We start from the raw sequence: 15048 nt of genomic DNA, 5'->3' as shown, positions 1-15048 counted from the left end.
TTTCTGGGCTTCGTGTTTCTTTTTTCTTGCGGTTAGTTACCCTAGTGGCCATGAATGAGTTGTGAGGACGTTATGACAACAACCACTGCCTTAATCCGCGAAACCTTCCCCGTTGGGCCTTTGCAGTGCAACTGCACCATCATTGGCGACCCTGTCAGTAAAAAAGCCATCGTGGTTGATCCCGGTGGTAATCCAGACCTGATCATGGCCAAGCTGGAGGCGCATGGTCTGAAGGTCGTCAGCATTATTCACACGCATGCCCATTTGGATCACTTTCTGGCTTCAGGGCAGATGAAGGAAAAAACGGGTGCGACGTTGCACTTGCACAAAGAAGACCAGTTTTTGTGGGATGCGCTGGAGACGCAGTGCAGTATGTTTGGTGTGCCTTATACGCCGGTGCCGGCGCCCGATCAGTGGCTTAGCGATGACCAAGCGCTGGACTGTGGCTGCGGTGTGGCGCTGCACACACCCGGTCACACCCCAGGGTCGATGAGTTTTTGGTTTCCTGAAGCCAAGTTGTTAATCGCGGGTGACACCTTGTTTCGTCGCAGTGTTGGTCGTACCGATTTATGGGGTGGCGATTTTCCTACCATCGAGCGCTCCATCAAGCAGCGCTTGTATACCTTGGATGAGGACGCCACAGTCGTCACAGGCCACGGCCCCGATACTCGCTTAGGTGATGAAATGCGGGAAAACCCATTCGTTAAGGCGTGATGAACTTATTTTCAACGCCATTCTCTAAGTAGCACTGTTGTACTCACTAGTAAGGAATGATCATGGCTGCACTTCGTACGATCTCTGTTTTGGCTTGCACTGCGGTTTTCACGGTGGGGTGTGCCACAAACCCGCAAACTGGCGAGCGTGAAGCAGGTAAAACGGCTACTTATGGTGGTTTAGGTGCGTTAGCCGGTGCTGCAGTAGGCGCGTTGGCCAGCAAGGACGACCGCGGTAAAGGTGCTTTGATCGGTGCGGCCGTCGGTGGTGCTGCTGGTGCGGGTTATGGCTATTACGTCGATAAACAAGAGGCGCAGCTTCGTCAGTCCATGCAGGGCACCGGCGTTGATGTGCAGCGTCAGGGCGACCAACTTAGCCTGGTGATGCCAGGCAACATTACCTTTGCTACGAACTCATCCGAGATCACTAGCGGCTTCTATAGCACGCTCAATACCGTGGCTAAGTCATTGCAGCAGTACGATAAGAGCCTTGTTGATGTGATCGGGCATACCGATAGCGTGGGTAGTTATGACTACAACCTGCAACTGTCGCAGCGCCGCGCCCAAAGCGTGCTGAATTATTTGGCCGGGCAGGGTGTGGCTTATAACCGTTTAACCGCGCGCGGCATGGGCCCCAGCCAACCGATTGCGGATAACACCAGCGATGCCGGGCGGGCGCAAAACCGCCGCGTTGAAATCAAGTTAGCACCGCTGCCTAATACGCAGTACTGATTGATTGCACGTTAATTAAGGCACCTGTGTGGTGCCTTTTTTGTGCCTGCTCAATTGCCCGTGGTGATCGGCATGTATCTTTAGAATTGGTGGTATCTATCGAGCTGCATTCAGCGACGCGGCAATGCTTGCGCTGCACGGCCTGACTTTCGAGACTAGGGCCATTCCAACATCAACCGAGGCTGCTATGAGTCAGACTGATCTTAAAGACCGTGTTGTTATTGTCACCGGCGCTGGTGGCGGCTTAGGGCGTGCCCATGCGCTGCTCTTCGCTAAGCACGGCGCTCGTGTTGTGGTGAATGACTTGGGTGGCAGCGCACAAGGTGAAGGTGCCAATAGCTCTGCGGCGGATAAGGTGGTGGATGAGATCAAGGCACTCGGTGGTACTGCGGTGGCTAACCACGATTCGGTCACCCAAGGCGAAGCGATTGTTAAGACAGCCGTTGATGCTTTTGGCCGCGTCGATGTGGTGGTTAATAACGCCGGTATTTTGCGTGACACCACCTTCCACAAAATGAGCGATGCGGACTGGGACTTGGTTTACAAGGTACACGTTGAGGGTGCCTATAAGGTAACGCGCGCTGCATGGCCTTTGATGCGGGAACAAGGCTTTGGCCGAGTTATTTTCACCGCCTCCACGTCGGGTATTTACGGCAACTTTGGTCAGAGCAACTACGGCATGGCCAAGCTCGGTTTGTACGGTCTCACCCGTACCTTGGCGATTGAAGGGGCTAAGCATGACATCAAGGTCAACGCTATTGCCCCCACCGGCGGCACGCGTATGACCGAAGGCCTGATTCCGCAGCAGTTGTTCGATGCGCTGCGCCCTGAGTTAATTAGCCCGCTAGTGGTGTACCTCGGTAGCCCGGCTTGCCAAGACAGTGCAGGCTTGTTCGAAGTCGGCGGTGGCTGGATTGGTCGCACGCGCTGGGAGCAAAGCCAAGGTGCTTGTTTCGACCCGCAGGCGGGTTTTGATGTCGATGATGTGGCTGCGCAGTGGCAGGCCATTAATGACTTCACCGGCGCCACGCATCCTAAAGACAATATGGAAGCTATCGGCAAGTTGGTTGCTCATCTGCAAAAACAAGGCTGAGTCGCCAGACATGCGGCGGTCTCAGACAGCCATGCGTCTGGCGCTTGCTTGATCGCCTAACACACTCCACCGTGAGCCATCCGGTGGCGTTTTTTATGGTGAAGACATGAGCACAATTAGCCGTGAGGTTGCAGGTAAGGTCTGCGTGATCACGATCAACCGGCCGCAGGTGCGCAATGCGATTGACCGCCCCACGGCGCAAGCGCTGTTGGCTGCTCTTGAGGCTTTCGAGGCTGACGATAGCTTGCGCGTGGCAGTGCTCACCGGCAGCGCTGGAAGCTTTTGTGCCGGCGCGGATCTGGCCGCGGTTGCACAAGACGGTGAGCGGCGCAACGCCCTGCAATGGCCCGGTGAGGCGCCGTTAGGGCCCAGTCGGTTGCTGCTGAGCAAACCATTGATTGCCTCGATAGAAGGCCATGCGGTCGCCGGCGGCTTGGAGCTCGCCTTGCTGGCAGATATGCGTGTGGCTGCAGACGACGCTGTGCTCGGTGTGTTTTGCCGCCGCTTTGGTGTGCCGCTGATTGATGGCGGCAGTGTGCGCTTGCCGCGTTTGATCGGCCAGAGCCGAGCGTTGGATCTGATCTTAACCGGTCGCCCAGTGTTGGCTGGCGAAGCCTTGCACATGGGCTTGGTTAATCGCGTGGTGCCGCAAGGCGAAGCGTTGACTGCCGCGCTCGCGTTGGCGCAGCAGCTAGCGGACTTCCCGCAAGCGTGTCTGCTCGCGGATCGCGCCAGTGTTTACCAACAATGGGAACTGCCGTTGCAGGCCGCGCTGGAGGCTGAGTTTAAGGGCGGCTTGGCGGTGATCAACAGCGGCGAAAGCCGTGCCGGCGCCCAGCGTTTTACCCAAGGGTCAGGTCGTCACGGGCGCTTTGGCGATAAGGCGTAGTACTGTGGCGTAGCTCACAAAACCAAGGGACGGTTGTTATTGTCATACGCGGCTGTCATTGTGAATAAAACAACAAGAAAGGAGCTCTGCTCATGCGCTTTGTGCGATTGATAACCTTAGCCGGTGCCATGCTGATGGCGACCCCGCACGCGATTGCCGATCAGGCCTTGCTGGATGCCATCCAGCGTGAGCGCTTGGCGGCGTATCGCTTGATGACCCAGTTCCACCGCATGACCATCGAAGAAGGCTCGCCGGCCTCGCGCGACACCATGCGCAAAGCATCGGAGACCTTTACCCAGCAGACCGCCACGCTACTGGCTCAGGCCGAAGCGCAGGGCCAAAAAGACTGGGCGAGTCAGTTGCAACAGATTGCCCTACGGTTTCAGCAGCTGGCTGAATCCAATCGTATTGCCGAAGACGGCTACCTCGATTTCCATACCATCAACGATTTGGCGCAAAGTGGCCATGAGTTGATTACTCACCTTGAGTCTTTACAAATCAGTCAAGTAGGGCAGGCTGGCGCCACCCTTGATCCACAGATTGAGCAGGGCCCAATCCTTGATCCCTTGGTTGAGCAAGCGGTACTGATGCAGCGCATTACGGCCGAGTATGTGCGAACCTCAGCGGCGGTTGATGGTGGCTCATCGATTTACGACTCAGCCCAAGATTTGGAAAAAGCCGTTGATCAGCTGGCCTCGGCGTTTTCGCAAGACCTCGCCAAATTAGACAATCAATACGCTACGTCGGCGGAAGTCAGTCAGCGTCTGGATAGTGTCGAAGTGACCTGGCGCTTTATTGAAAAGCCACTGATGAACTACCGCGAAAAAGCCGTGCCGCTGCTGGTCAATCGCTATAACGAGCGCATTGTCGGGCTGCTCGCCCGCTAAGGCCGTGGGGCGTCATGTCGTGCCGGCATGACGCCTTCCTGTCAGCAAACGCCGTGTTGGCTCAAGAGCCTTGCCTATACTGCTGTTAAGTTGGTCGAACAACCACGCTGGCAGCAGGGGACACTATGTTTAACCTAATGGAAACCAACCGGGTTGAAAGCCTGCACATCGCGCAGGATCACAAGACCGGTTTGCGCGCCATTATCGCGCTGCACAGCACCCGTCGCGGCCCCGCACTGGGCGGCTGCCGTTTTCTGAGTTATCCCAACGAACAAGCCGCCATTCACGATGCCATCCGCCTTGCCCAAGGCATGAGCTACAAGGCCGAGTTGGCGGGTTTAGAGCTGGGCGGCGGTAAGTCGGTGATTTTGCGCCCGCCGCACGTCGAAGACCGAGCCGCGTTGTTTGAAGCGTTCGGTCGCGTGATTGAAAGCCTCAATGGCCGCTACATCACCGCGATGGACAGTGGCACCAGCTCAATGGACATGGACTGCATCGCGCAGTACACCCAGCATGTTACCTCCACCACGCAAGCCGGCGACCCGTCGCCGCACACGGCGCTGGGCGTCTTTGCTGGCCTGCGCGCCACCGTGGCCGCGCGTTTTGGTAATGATGATTTAACCGGCCTGCGCGTCGCGATTCAGGGCCTTGGTCACGTCGGCTACGCCCTTGCACAGCATCTGCATGCCTCCGGCGCGGAGTTGATTGTCAGCGATATCGACCAAGGCCGCGTCGAGCTTGCTGTCGAAGAGTTAGGCGCTCGTGCGGTGGCGCCAGAAGCGCTGTTGTGCACCCCTTGCGACGTGCTAGCCCCGTGTGGTTTGGGCGGCGTGCTCGACCACCCCGTCGTGGCCAAGCTGCGTTGTGGCGCGGTAGCAGGGGCGGCGAATAATCAATTGGCGACACCGGCCATGGGCGATGAGTTAGACGCGCGCGGCATTCTGTATGCGCCGGATTATGTGATCAACGCCGGTGGTCTGATCTATGTGGCGCTCACGCATCAGGGGCGCAATAGTCATGACATCACGGCGCAGCTGAGCCACATCAGCCAGCGCCTGAGCGAAATCTATGCCGAGGCCCAAGCCCACAAGCGCTCCCCTGCGCGTGTGGCCGATAGCCTTGCTGAACGCTTGGTTTTTGCCGACTAACCTAACCGGTTGCTTGGCATGCTGTACCCGCAGCCGCTGTACCGGCGCTGCGGCTAGCAGGTCCGTGCGTAACCCGCACCACGCCTGCCAACGCCTTTGCCACAAGCAAAGGGCAAACAGTCACCGCGCCAACCGGCGCTGGAGGAGCCACTATGCCGTTAACAATAAAGGTCCCCTATACCCGTTATTTAGCCCCTGATGGCACGCTGCAAGGCAGCTTGCCGGCATGGGCCGATGATCCCGCATTGCTCTGTCGCTTATACAAGCAGATGCGCCTGACGCGCTTGTTCGACCAAAAAGCCATCGCGCTGCAGCGTACTGGCCGTATTGGTACTTACGCCTCGACCCTTGGCCAAGAGGCCATCGGCGTGGCCATTGGTGAGTTGATGCAGGCCGACGACGTGCTCGTGCCGTATTACCGTGACACGGCCGCGCAACTGCGCCGTGGTGTGCGGATGGAAGAAATCCTCTTGTATTGGGGGGGCGATGAGCGCGGCTGCGCTTATGCCGACCCTGCGGTGCAGGAAGACTTCCCGCCCTGCGTACCGATTGCCACGCAAGCGCTGCATGCCTGTGGGGTGGCCAGTGCGTTCAAAATTCGTGGCGAACACCGCGTTGCGGTCACTACCTGTGGCGATGGGGCGACCAGTAAGGGCGACTTTCTCGAGGCGCTCAACGTGGCGGGTGCGTGGCATCTGCCGGTGGTGTTTGTGGTCAACAACAATCAATGGGCGATATCCGTACCGCGGGCCATGCAATGCGCGGCACCGACTCTGGCGCAGAAAGCCGCCGGTGCCGGGATTGCCGGCGAGCAAGTCGACGGTAACGACATGTTTGCCGTGTATGACCGCGTACAGGCCGCGTTAGAGCGCGCTCGCCGTGGCAAAGGGCCAACGCTGATTGAGTGCTTAAGCTATCGCCTCAGCGACCACACCACCGCCGATGACGCCAGCCGTTACCGCAGTGAAGCCGAACTGAAACAAGCATGGGCTGAAGAGCCGCTTAAGCGCCTGCAAAGCTTTCTCGTCCAACATCGGTTGTGGGATGAAAGCCACGAGCAAGCGTGGCTCAGCGAAGCTCAAACACGCATCCAAGCCGCCGTGACAGCCTATGAGGCGACGGCCGCGCAAGCCCCGGCTGACCCGTTGGATTATGTCTACGCCCAATGGCCCAGTGCCTTGGCCGAGCAGCGCGCGCAGTGGTTAGAGCGCGTCAGCCACACCCGCACACAGGAGGGCTGAACATGAGCGAGCAACACGTCAATAAAGTCACCCTGGTCGAGGCGGTGAACATGGCCTTGCGCCGCGCCATGCGTGACGACCCTTCCGTGGTGGTGCTGGGCGAAGACGTCGGCACGAACGGCGGCGTTTTTCGCGCCACCTTGGGCCTGCGTGATGAGTTTGGATTTAAGCGCGTGCTCGACACCCCACTGGCGGAAACCATGATTGGCGGCCTCAGCGTGGGTATGGCGGCGCAAGGGCTGAAGCCGGTGGCCGAGATTCAGTTCTTGGGCTTTATCTATGCCGCTATGGAGCACGTGGTGTCGCACGCGGCACGCCTGCGCAACCGCACTCGCGGGCGTCTCAGTTGCCCGCTGGTGATCCGCTCGCCAATGGGCGCGGGCATTCGTGCGCCGGAGCATCACTGTGAATCCGTCGAGGCCATGTTTGCTCATATTCCGGGGCTGCGGGTGGTGATTCCGTCGTCCCCCGCGCGCGCTTACGGCCTGCTATTGGCCGCGATTGATGACCCCGATCCGGTGATTTTCCTCGAACCCACGCGGCTGTACCGCATGAACCCGCAAGTGCTGGAAGACACCGGCCAACGTTTGCCCTTGGATACCTGCTTCACCCTGCGCGAGGGCAGTGACCTGACCTTGATCAGCTGGGGCGCCTCCGTGCACGAGAGCCTACAAGCGGCCGCGCAGTTGGCCGAGCAAGGCGTCAGTGTGGAGGTGATTGATGTTGCCTGCGTCAAGCCGTTGGATCTTGCGACCCTCGAAGCCTCGGTGCGTAAAACCGGGCGCTGCGTGATCGTGCATGAGGCACCACGCTCGTGCGCGGTCGGCGCGGAAATCGCGTCCAGCCTCTATGAGCGTGTGTGGCTCGAGTTGCTGGCGCCGATTCAGCGCGTCACCGCGCCGGATATTCCGCCGCCGTTGTTCCGCATGGAGCAGCACTACTTGCCGCAGGTTGCCGACATCGTGCAAGCCTGCGACGACGCCCTGAATTACGCCTGAGGAATTGCGGATGAAATATTTCAAACTGCCCGACTTGGGCGAAGGTCTACAAGAAGCGGAAATCGTTGAATGGCACGTGCAAGCCGGCGAAACAGTCAAAGCGGATCAACTGATTGTCTCGGTAGAAACCGCCAAAGCCATCGTCGAAATCCCTTCGCCGTGTGATGGCGTCATCAGCAAATGCCACGGTGGCGAAGGCGACATCCTCCACGTTGGCGAAACCTTGGTCACCTTTGAAGGCGGCGCCGAAGACGCCGGTACGGTGGTCGGCAAACTGGATGACGGCGGCGCGCTGGCCAGCAGCGATAGTTTTTTTGTCGGGGCGGCGCCATCGACCTTGGAACACCAAGCGCCTAAAGCCTCACCGGCAGTGCGTCAGTTGGCGCGGCGGCTCGAGGTGGACTTGGCCGCGCTTAGCGGTAGCGGGCTGGAGGGGTTAATCACCCGCCAAGATGTCGAGGCCGCCGCCGAACAAAGCAGCGCTAAGTTTGGCGGCGAACGGCTACGTGGCGTGCGCCGCACCATGGCGAAAAACATGGCGCGTGCCCACGCCGAAGTGGTCCCCGTGGTGATCGTTGAAGACGCGGATTTACATCAGTGGCCAGTGGCGCGCGATCCGATGATTCGCCTGGCTCAAGCCATTGGCGTGGCTTGCCAAGCCGAGCCGCTGCTCAATAGCTGGTTTGACGGCAAAGGCCCCTCGTTAAAGGCGCACGAACAGGTTGACTTAGGGATTGCGGTCGACACGCCCGACGGCTTGTTTGTGCCGGTGCTGCGCAATATCACCGCGCGCTCAGCGGATGACCTGCGCGAGGGTTTGGCGAACTTGCGCGCGGCCGTGAAGGCGCGCTCGATTCCCCCGCACGAGCTGCAAGGGGCCACCATTACCTTGTCTAACTACGGCACTTTATTTGGCCGCTACGCCAACCCCATCGTGGTGCCGCCGCAGGTGTGCATCATCGGCGCGGGCGGTATTCGGCAAGAACCGGTGGCGGTGGATGGCAAGGTTGAGGTGCACCCGATTCTGCCGCTGTCGCTAACCTTCGATCACCGCGCCGTTACCGGCGGCGAGGCGGCGCGCTTTCTTAAGGCACTGATTCTTGCCCTGCAAGCGCCGGAGGCGTAATACCCAGCGCTCTCAAAAGACTGCACAGTGCGGTGGCATTCGCTTGCCGCACTGTGCAGTTTTTGCGCACTGTTGTTACCGCAGGTGGCTAAACAGCGCCGCATTGCTAAGTCGTCAAAGCGCAGATTGCCTAGGTTAGAGGCGTGCACGGAACTTTGGCGCGGCTCTTGTATCCAAAAGCAGACCCACGCGCACCATGGTTGCCGCGCAGTCACTTTTGTTTGCGGAGTCTTCCTAATGCGTACCCTTCTTGCTGCTGCTCTTTCACTCGCTCTCGCCAGCCCTGTGGTATTGGCCAGCGACCAATCGCTGCAACTGTCGCGGGTAAAACTGCCCGAGGCCAAGACGGCAGCCGCCGCTGTGGCTAAAAAGCACGATGCTAAGCGTGCTGATCCGGGCTTGTTGCTAATGCAGATGATGGCCTTTTTGGCCGCCAGCCAAGGGCAGGTGGCGCCCGGTGCGGCGCCGGATACGGCGAATGCTACGCAGTGATGTGTTGAGCTTTTCTTCGCTCGTTTAGGTTAATTGCTGGCGTTTGTTGTTAGGTATGGCCGAGGCAGGGTAGCGCTGCTTTCTGGCTGCGCTGGTTATCGGCGTTGACGTAACGCACATGATTTCGCCTCCCGGCGACCTTCTTTTCTTTGGCGCAAAGAAAAGAAGGCAAAAGAAACATGCCCCCGCCATTGGCTCGGCTGCGCCGAGTACCCTCGCTACAGGCTTCTTCCAGAGGCCCAGCCCGAAGGGCCATCCATGGCCCATCGGGCTTTGCGCGGCATCCCTGCCGCTTAACCTCTTTCAGAAACCTTCCACTCGGCCTGCTGAAGGGGGCGTTGGTGCTGGTCGATGGTTTGGCGGTTTCAATGTGTTAGCTGTTAGCTGTTAGCTGTTAGCTGTTAGCTGTTAGCTGTTAGCTGGCGTACTTCTATTTTTAAAATTTGGAAAACGCATGTCGTGCGAAGGCGACAACCCCTTGGTGTTCGGCTGAGCAGAGGGTTTGCGCAGCGGGGCGCGAGACAGGGATGTCGAGCGAGTGGCGATGGGCCAGGATGGCCCTTCGCCGCGACCCGTGGAGCAGGCCCGGCGCGAAGGGAGTTTGGTCGCAGGCCAAACCCGGACACAGGGTGCCCTTCTTCTTTGGTTACTTTCTTCTTGGGCACGCAAGATGAACGTAGCGAAGCGGAGTAACAGCCGCAGGCTGGCCCGAAGGGCGAGCGTAGCGAGTCAAGTGACGCGCCGGGAAGGCGCAATGAGAGGCTTCGGCTAACTCCGAAAGTTATCTCTGTAGCTCAAGGCTCGTTTCGGTCAGCGCGAGGGTGGCTTGGTTTGAGGGGCCTCCGGCAGGCCTTGCAGCCTGCTTGCCGGGTTACGCCGTGGGCTAACCCGGCCTACCGGCCTACGGGATTGGCAGAGCGCGGTGAGCGGGTTAAATCATCCGTGGGTCAAGCGGTGCGACGGGCTCACGCACTGCCGACCCGGTTGGGTCTGGCACTAGCGCATAGATCATGCCCTTGAGCTGACCTTGCTCTACCCAGGCGCGGATCAGCCCGGTGCGTTGCTGGCCTTGGGCATCGAGCACGTAATCACCGGCGCGCTCTTCGTAATAGCTGCCTTCTTCAAGAAAGGGGGTGAGGGTCAGTAAGACTTCCCAGTCCATTTGCTCGTCATCGTCTGACGCAAACTCAAAGCTCAGCCATTCATCCTGCGGGGCTGCGGCGTACCAATGGTAGTCGCTTAGGCAGTCGCACACGTTGTGCGCCAAGCTAAAGTCTTCATCGGGCTGGTAATCCAGCGCCTGCAACACGGCCGCCAGTTGGCGGCGGTGAATGCGCAGGCTCGAACGCAGGGCAGCACTCATGCACTCGGCCACTCGGGTTTAATTTTAAAGGCGCTCCATAAGGCAGACTTTTTCAGCTTGCAGTCGGGGCTCCAAGGGTCAGTCACCACCACCTCACCGGCTTTTACCTCATTCCACAGCAACTTAACCGGCGGCACAAAATCACGTGTGTCGAACATTTGCACAACTTTGCGCACAAAGGGCGCGCGCGGGTCGTCTGCGGCGTGCACATCGAAAAAGTGCTGAAAGCGATAAAATGCCATGATGAATAACTCAACAACTCCAGGTGGGCGAGCAGCTTGATCAAAACGTGGTAAATCGCGACCACACTGGGCATACCAAAATTCCAGAGGGTAATCGTATTGGTAGAGCATATCGCTGGCGCACGGCCCTAAGGGCAACTCAAGGGTCAGCCATTTCGACCACACCCAGACATGGCGAAAGCCGTGTTGCGGTATCTGCGCCGGCAAGCGCTTTGGCAAGTCAATGACTTGCTGCTGCGGGTCGGTAAACAATAAGCGAAATAGCCGCTCACTATGCCCCTTAATATGCGCCTCAATTGTAATATAACCGTCATCGCCTACGGAAAAATTAGCCAGCAAATGCGGCAAAGCCTTCGCCACCGTTTCATAACGAAACCTATGCCCCCCCCCGCCGGCCGCCTGAATCATCCCTATGCTGATGAGCTGTTGAAAGCCCGTTTCAATGTCGCGTGGCTGCACATGCCGCAAGCGAATATAGGCATCGCGCAAGGGGGCTAATACCGCCGGGTCTTGGCTGGGGTGCAAATAGAGAAACAGCATTAAGTCTAAATGCCGCTCATAGTTATCCCAGCCACTGAGCTTATCCCAATCGGGCAAGGTGCCTTTAAAAAAATAGCGTTTAATAACACCAACAGCCTTCTTGCTTTTGTTCAGCTCAAACAAAAGTATTTCTATTTCAGGCCACTGCGCTTCCCGTGCGGCCAGCCAAGCTGGGTCTTTGGGTTGCCAGTAGCTGGTATCAAAATTCTTTAATAAGTCAGGCACAACAGATCACTCCTTGATGGTGTTGAGGGCAGTCTGGCCGTTGGTCGTGGGCTGGGCTCAGCAGGCCTTGCGGCCTGCTTGCCGAGTTATGCCGCGGGCTAACCCGGCCTACGGTTAGCGCGGGTTAGGCGGCGATCAATCAATGCCCAATTTCTTCAAGCGATAGCGCATCGAACGGAAGGTCAGGCCAAGGCGCTGCGCCGCAGCGGTACGGTTCCAGCGGGTTTCTTCCAACGCTTGCATGATGGCGCGGCGCTCGATGTCTTCGAGGTAGTCCTCAAGGTTATCCACTTGGCCTAAGTTTTCCATGCCTTCGCTGATGGCGCCGGGGGCGTCGGCAAAGTGCAGGTCGCGGGCTTCGATAATGTCGTCTTCACACAGGGTGAAGGCGCGCTCCAAGAGGTTTTCCAGCTCGCGTACGTTGCCGGGGAAGCGGTAGTTTTGCAGCTTGTCTTGGGCTTCTTTGCTCAGCGATACCAGTGGCAGGTCGAGGTCTTGTCCGAGGCGGTTGAGGATGTGTTCGGCCAGCATGGGCACGTCTTCGCGGCGCTCGCGCAGCGGCGGCACTTTGAGTTCGATCACGTTGAGGCGGTAGTAGAGGTCTTGGCGGAAGTGGTTGGCGGAGACTTCGGCGGCCAAGTCTTTGTGGGTGGCGCTCAAGATGCGCACATCGACGGCGATTTCTTGCTGGCCACCGACCGGACGCACGGCTTTTTCTTGAATGGCGCGCAGCAATTTGACCTGCATCGATAAGGGCAAGTCGGCGACTTCATCGAGAAACAAGGTGCCACCGCTAGCGGCTTGAAATAGACCGAGTTTGTCTTCGCTGGCGCCGGTGAAGCTGCCTTTTTTGTGGCCGAAGAATTCGCTTTCCATCAGCTCGCTGGGGATAGCGCCGCAGTTGACCGGCACGAAGGGGCGCTCGGCGCGGGGGCCTTGGGCGTGCATTAGGCGGGCAACGCGTTCTTTGCCGCTGCCGGATTCGCCGCTGATGTACACCGGCGCTTGGCTGCGCGCCAGTTTGACGATTTGTTTGCGCAGCACCTTCATCGGTGCGGATTCGCCGATCAGTTGCTGGCCGGCCTCAACCGCCGCGGCTGCAGGGGCGCCGGGAGCAGGCAGGCTGAGGGCGCTGTTGACCAGCTCGCGCAGGCGCGGCAGCTCGACCGGTTTGGTAACGTAATCAAACGCGCCGGCTTTGAGGGCTGCGATGGCGGTGTCGAGGCTACCGTAGGCGGTGATCATGGCCACGGGGGTTTGCGGGTGTTGCTTTTGGATGTGTTGCACCAAGTCGAGGCCGGTGCCATCGGGCAGGCGCATGTCGGTCAGGCACAAGTCAAAGTGTTCGCGGGCGAGCATTTCGCGCGCTTCTTTCACATTGCGTGCGCTGCGGGTGTCGAGCTTCATGCGCCCTAGGGTGATCTCCAGCAATTCGCGGATATCGGGTTCGTCATCGACAATCAGGGCGGTTTTGCGGCTGCTCATATTCAACTCATCTTGCGCGGGTGAGCAAAGGTGATGCGGAAACAACTGCCGCCTTCGGCGCGCGGCTGGTAGTCCAAACGCGCTTGGTTGCTTTCGCATAGCTCACGGGAAATATACAAACCGAGGCCCGTGCCTTTGCTTTCTGTGGTGTAAAAGGGTTCAAACAATTGTTCGCGGCGCTCGGGCGCAACACCCGGGCCGTCGTCGAGTACTTCCAGTACGGGAAGCTCGCTGTTAGCGTCCTTGAACAGCTTTAACCATAGCTGCGCTTGGCCATTTTTTTGTTGGCTGTAGCGTAGGCCGTTCTGCACAAGGTTGTTGAGCACTTGGGTCAGTTGGTTGGGGTCCATGCGGGTTTGCACAGAGCCTTGGCAGGCGTCGAGGTGCAGTGTACCGGCTTGTGGATGCGTGCTGCGGAACTCGCTGGCAAAACGGTGCAGCCAATACTTTAAATCCAACAGTTGTGGCTCAGAGGCGCCGCGGCGTGACAGTTGCAGCACGTTTTCGATCACCAGATTCATCCGCCGCGAATGATCTTGAATGATTTGCGCTAAGCGGCGATCAGGTTTGTCCAGTGCTTCTGATTCTTGCAGCAGTTGTGCGGCGTGGCTGATCGCGCCGAGGGGGTTGCGGATTTCATGCGAGATGCCGGCGGTCAGTCGTCCCAGCGAGGCCAGTTTGAGTTGCTGCGCTTGTTGCGCGATTTGCGAGAGGTCTTCGATAAACACCAAGTAGTTGGCGTGCTCACCGCGTTTGAGCGGTACAAAACTGGGCAGTAATTCGGGCCCGTTAGGGTGACCGCGAAAGCTTTGCGGGCGCAGCGTTGGGTTGTGCAGCCACTGCTGCAGCCGTTTGACCAGCTCAGGCGTGAGGGGGTCTAAGTATTGGCCGGTGAGGTTTTGTTGGCCCAGCAGGCTTTGCGCGCCGGGGTTGGCCAGCAACACTTGATGGCTGGCGTCGACCACTAAAATGCCGGTACGCATGCGCTGCAGAATGAGGGTGTTCATTTCTTGCAGGCCGGCAACGTCGGCGGCGCGCTGCTCGGCAATGGTTTCGCTTTGTTGGGCGCGGCGGGTAACGCCCTGAATAAACAGCGCGGCGGCAAAGAACAAGCCGCCTAAGGTGCCGGCCTGCAAAAACTGCGAGCTGGCGTTGCTGTCGGTGAAGGTCATGTGCACCGTCACGCTCATCACCACTAAGGTGGCGAGGGCGGCCAAGAGCAAACCGGTGCGCCCCGGCACTAAGATATTGGCGATGGCGACGGCAATGATCATCAGGTTGCCGGTGCCGCTGGGGGCGCCGCCGGCGCTGTAATACAGCGCGCCAAGCAGGGCGATGTCGAACACGCCAAGGGCAAAGTTGAGCGCGACACCGGGCGGGCGCAGCAAGGTCACGCTGATCAGTACGTTGCTGATCAAATAGCCCCAACTTAAGCCGCTGAATAAATCGTCATGGCTGAGCTTCAGGAGGTCATGGTGCACATTGCCTGACACCACCAAAACCAAGACCAACCCCAGCACCACGCGGTACAGGTTGTACAGCCGCAAGATGCGCAGCGCCGCCGTGCCTTGCAGATGCAGGCCGAGGCGTTTAATCGGCATGGTGGGCTTCAAAATGGGCTTGGCTGCAGAACCAGCCTTGCGGGGTGTTTAACGCTTGTGCGCGCGGCACATGCACGTGGCAATGGGCGCAACGCACCATTGGCGGCGCTTCTGCGGTGTTTTGCTGGCTGTCGGCTTTGGCGGCGGGTTGTTTAAAACGTCGCCAAAGCACAATCGCAGCGGCGATCAGCGCGCCCAGCAGCAATAAACGAATCAAACCCATGATCACCTCAGCCAACGAACGGCTGCCCAGTGTAGCCCAGTGACTCAGCC

General features: G+C 58.8%; 15 protein-coding genes. 10 read left to right on the top strand and 5 right to left on the bottom strand.

The features are described 5' to 3' along the window. Positions 1–72 precede the first annotated feature (72 nt). The 10 genes from MKI83_RS11480 to MKI83_RS11435 all read left to right on the top strand — a co-directional run bounded on the left by MKI83_RS11480 (position 73) and on the right by MKI83_RS11435 (position 9319). Positions 73–714, top strand: a complete 642-nt coding sequence (locus MKI83_RS11480) for an MBL fold metallo-hydrolase (RefSeq protein ID WP_241586161.1) — start codon at positions 73–75, stop codon at positions 712–714. A gap of 62 nt (positions 715–776) precedes the next feature. Continuing rightward, a complete protein-coding gene (locus tag MKI83_RS11475; protein ID WP_241586151.1) occupies positions 777–1445 on the top strand; it encodes a YiaD family glycine zipper/OmpA-like lipoprotein in 669 nt (222 codons plus the stop codon). Between the two features lie 187 nt (positions 1446–1632). Continuing rightward, positions 1633–2538, top strand: a complete 906-nt coding sequence (locus MKI83_RS11470; RefSeq protein WP_241586149.1) for an SDR family oxidoreductase — start codon at positions 1633–1635, stop codon at positions 2536–2538. A 106-nt stretch (positions 2539–2644) separates the two neighbouring features. Further along, the gene (locus MKI83_RS11465) at positions 2645–3427 is read left to right on the top strand and encodes a crotonase/enoyl-CoA hydratase family protein (protein ID WP_241586147.1); all 783 of its coding nucleotides are present in this window, start codon (positions 2645–2647) and stop codon (positions 3425–3427) included. A gap of 92 nt (positions 3428–3519) precedes the next feature. Then, on the top strand, positions 3520–4314 hold the full coding sequence (locus MKI83_RS11460) for a hypothetical protein (protein ID WP_241586145.1): 795 nt from the start codon (positions 3520–3522) through the stop codon (positions 4312–4314). Between the two features lie 125 nt (positions 4315–4439). Next, entirely contained in the window at positions 4440–5462 is a 1023-nt protein-coding gene (locus MKI83_RS11455; protein ID WP_241586143.1) for a Leu/Phe/Val dehydrogenase, read from the top strand. Positions 5463–5614: 152 nt separating this feature from the next. Beyond that, on the top strand, positions 5615–6703 hold the full coding sequence (gene pdhA / locus MKI83_RS11450) for a pyruvate dehydrogenase (acetyl-transferring) E1 component subunit alpha (protein WP_241586134.1): 1089 nt from the start codon (positions 5615–5617) through the stop codon (positions 6701–6703). A gap of 2 nt (positions 6704–6705) precedes the next feature. After that, the gene (locus tag MKI83_RS11445) at positions 6706–7701 is read left to right on the top strand and encodes an alpha-ketoacid dehydrogenase subunit beta (protein WP_241586132.1); all 996 of its coding nucleotides are present in this window, start codon (positions 6706–6708) and stop codon (positions 7699–7701) included. 10 nt (positions 7702–7711) lie between these two features. After that, positions 7712–8827 (top strand): dihydrolipoamide acetyltransferase family protein, encoded by a 1116-nt coding sequence (locus MKI83_RS11440; RefSeq protein ID WP_241586130.1) that lies wholly within the window; start codon positions 7712–7714, stop codon positions 8825–8827. A gap of 237 nt (positions 8828–9064) precedes the next feature. Beyond that, positions 9065–9319 carry a hypothetical protein gene (locus tag MKI83_RS11435; RefSeq protein ID WP_241586128.1) on the top strand — a complete coding sequence of 85 codons (255 nt, stop codon included), beginning with the start codon at positions 9065–9067 and terminating at the stop codon, positions 9317–9319. Between the two features lie 931 nt (positions 9320–10250). Here the strand turns inward: MKI83_RS11435 and MKI83_RS11430 are convergent. The 5 genes from MKI83_RS11430 to MKI83_RS11410 form a co-directional block, all read right to left on the bottom strand. Continuing rightward, positions 10251–10682: a hypothetical protein gene (locus MKI83_RS11430; protein ID WP_241586127.1), complete on the bottom strand. Its 432-nt coding sequence runs from the start codon at positions 10680–10682 to the stop codon at positions 10251–10253. Further along, complete coding sequence (locus MKI83_RS11425; protein ID WP_241586125.1) at positions 10679–11689, bottom strand: hypothetical protein; 1011 nt, start codon at positions 11687–11689, stop codon at positions 10679–10681. Before MKI83_RS11425 ends, MKI83_RS11430 begins: the two co-directional genes overlap by 4 nt. A 135-nt stretch (positions 11690–11824) precedes the next feature. Beyond that, on the bottom strand, positions 11825–13174 hold the full coding sequence (locus MKI83_RS11420; protein WP_241586116.1) for a sigma-54-dependent transcriptional regulator: 1350 nt from the start codon (positions 13172–13174) through the stop codon (positions 11825–11827). A 2-nt stretch (positions 13175–13176) separates the two neighbouring features. Beyond that, positions 13177–14775: a sensor histidine kinase gene (locus MKI83_RS11415; RefSeq protein WP_241586114.1), complete on the bottom strand. Its 1599-nt coding sequence runs from the start codon at positions 14773–14775 to the stop codon at positions 13177–13179. Next, a complete protein-coding gene (locus tag MKI83_RS11410; RefSeq protein WP_272493053.1) occupies positions 14765–14998 on the bottom strand; it encodes a PP0621 family protein in 234 nt (77 codons plus the stop codon). Before MKI83_RS11410 ends, MKI83_RS11415 begins: the two co-directional genes overlap by 11 nt. Between the last annotated feature and the right edge of the window lie 50 nt (positions 14999–15048).

The organism is Atopomonas sediminilitoris (genome assembly GCF_022601735.1).
Taxonomy (GTDB): domain Bacteria; phylum Pseudomonadota; class Gammaproteobacteria; order Pseudomonadales; family Pseudomonadaceae; genus Atopomonas; species Atopomonas sediminilitoris.
This window is presented reverse-complemented; position numbering and strand designations above follow the sequence as displayed.

What these genes read in the sequence shown, in the direction of transcription:
- MKI83_RS11480 (WP_241586161.1), top strand. Translation starts at nt 73, where the DNA reads ATGACAACAACCACTGCCTTAATCCGCGAAACCTTCCCCGTTGGGCCT.
- MKI83_RS11475 (WP_241586151.1), top strand. Translation starts at nt 777, where the DNA reads ATGGCTGCACTTCGTACGATCTCTGTTTTGGCTTGCACTGCGGTTTTC.
- MKI83_RS11470 (WP_241586149.1), top strand. Translation starts at nt 1,633, where the DNA reads ATGAGTCAGACTGATCTTAAAGACCGTGTTGTTATTGTCACCGGCGCT.
- MKI83_RS11465 (WP_241586147.1), top strand. Translation starts at nt 2,645, where the DNA reads ATGAGCACAATTAGCCGTGAGGTTGCAGGTAAGGTCTGCGTGATCACG.
- MKI83_RS11460 (WP_241586145.1), top strand. Translation starts at nt 3,520, where the DNA reads ATGCGCTTTGTGCGATTGATAACCTTAGCCGGTGCCATGCTGATGGCG.
- MKI83_RS11455 (WP_241586143.1), top strand. Translation starts at nt 4,440, where the DNA reads ATGTTTAACCTAATGGAAACCAACCGGGTTGAAAGCCTGCACATCGCG.
- pdhA (WP_241586134.1), top strand. Translation starts at nt 5,615, where the DNA reads ATGCCGTTAACAATAAAGGTCCCCTATACCCGTTATTTAGCCCCTGAT.
- MKI83_RS11445 (WP_241586132.1), top strand. Translation starts at nt 6,706, where the DNA reads ATGAGCGAGCAACACGTCAATAAAGTCACCCTGGTCGAGGCGGTGAAC.
- MKI83_RS11440 (WP_241586130.1), top strand. Translation starts at nt 7,712, where the DNA reads ATGAAATATTTCAAACTGCCCGACTTGGGCGAAGGTCTACAAGAAGCG.
- MKI83_RS11435 (WP_241586128.1), top strand. Translation starts at nt 9,065, where the DNA reads ATGCGTACCCTTCTTGCTGCTGCTCTTTCACTCGCTCTCGCCAGCCCT.
- MKI83_RS11430 (WP_241586127.1), bottom strand. Translation starts at nt 10,682, where the DNA reads ATGAGTGCTGCCCTGCGTTCGAGCCTGCGCATTCACCGCCGCCAACTG.
- MKI83_RS11420 (WP_241586116.1), bottom strand. Translation starts at nt 13,174, where the DNA reads ATGAGCAGCCGCAAAACCGCCCTGATTGTCGATGACGAACCCGATATC.
- MKI83_RS11415 (WP_241586114.1), bottom strand. Translation starts at nt 14,775, where the DNA reads ATGCCGATTAAACGCCTCGGCCTGCATCTGCAAGGCACGGCGGCGCTG.
- MKI83_RS11410 (WP_272493053.1), bottom strand. Translation starts at nt 14,998, where the DNA reads ATGGGTTTGATTCGTTTATTGCTGCTGGGCGCGCTGATCGCCGCTGCG.